General features: G+C 76.2%; 2 protein-coding genes. Both read left to right on the top strand.

Going from position 1 to position 1,149, the window contains the following annotated elements:
- A partial coding sequence (gene pxpB / locus G3I65_RS08965; protein ID WP_160695677.1) for a 5-oxoprolinase subunit PxpB occupies positions 1-484 on the top strand: 484 nt, incomplete at its 5' end.
- Positions 481-1,149, top strand: a 669-nt coding sequence (locus G3I65_RS08960; RefSeq protein WP_160695676.1) for a biotin-dependent carboxyltransferase family protein, incomplete at its 3' end; no start/stop codon positions are given. The genes pxpB and G3I65_RS08960, both read left to right, overlap by 4 nt.

Below are 1,149 nucleotides of genomic sequence, written 5' to 3'. Positions count from 1 at the left end.
CCTCGTGCCCGGCGCGCGCAGCCTGCTCGTCGTCGGGGGCGTCGCCGCGGTGCGGGCGCTGCTGGACGGCGCCGACCTCTCCCACCCGCCCGACGGCGAGCCGCGCGAAGTCACCCTCGACGTCGTCTACGACGGCGAAGACCTCGACCTGATCGCCGCGGACGCCGGGATCTCCGCCGACGCGGTCGTCGAGCTGCACACGGAGGCCGTCTACACGGTCGCGTTCACCGGGTTCGCGCCCGGCTTCGGCTACCTGACCGGCCTGCCGGAACCACTGCGCCAGCCGCGCCTGGAGTCGCCGCGGACCCGTGTCCCGGCCGGCTCGGTCGGGCTGGCGGGCGAGTTCACCGGCGTCTACCCCCGCGAATCACCGGGCGGCTGGCGGCTGCTCGGGCACACGTCGGCGACGCTGTTCGACCCGCACGCCGATCCGCCCGCGTTGTTCGCGCCGGGCGACCGCGTCCGCTTCCGGAGCGTCCGATGAGGTGCCTGGAAGTCCTGGACCCGGGCCGCTACGCGCTGGTCGAGGACCTCGGCAGGCCCGGCTACGCCCACCTCGGCGTCACGCCTTCCGGAGCGCTCGACACCGTGTCGCTGCGGCTGGCGAACCGCCTGGTGGGCAACGCCGAAGCCGACGCGGGGATCGAAGCCCTGCTCGGCGGCCTCACCGCGCGGTTCTCGGCCGCGGTGACGGTCGCCGTCACCGGCCCGGCGGTCTCCGTTGCCGTCGACGGCCGGTCCTTCGGCTCCCACGTGCCGGTGCCGGTGCGCGCCGGCCAGACGCTGTCGATCGGCACGCCGGAGACCGGGTTGCGCTGCTACCTGGCGGTGTCCGGCGGCATCGCCGTCGAGCCGGTGCTGGGCAGCCGGTCGCGCGACATCCTGTCCGGCATCGGGCCCGAGCCGTTGAGCGTCGGCGACGTGCTCCCGCTCGGCACGCCCACGGGGATCCCGGCGGGCGCGGACGTCGTCGTGCCCGCGCCGGCGTCCGGCGAACTCGTGGTGCCGGTGACCCTCGGCCCCCGCGACGACTGGCTCGAAGACGCGGCCGGCGGCCTCTCGGCGTGGTGGACGGTCACGGCCGAGTCGAACCGCGTCGGCCTGCGCCTCGACGGGCCGCCGCTGCGCCGGGCGGTCGACGGCGAGCTG

The sequence above is a fragment of the Amycolatopsis sp. SID8362 genome (assembly GCF_010550475.1).
Lineage (GTDB): Bacteria > Actinomycetota > Actinomycetes > Mycobacteriales > Pseudonocardiaceae > Amycolatopsis > Amycolatopsis eburnea.
The sequence above is the reverse complement of the archived record's forward strand: the minus strand, read 5'-3'. Positions and strand labels throughout refer to the sequence as shown.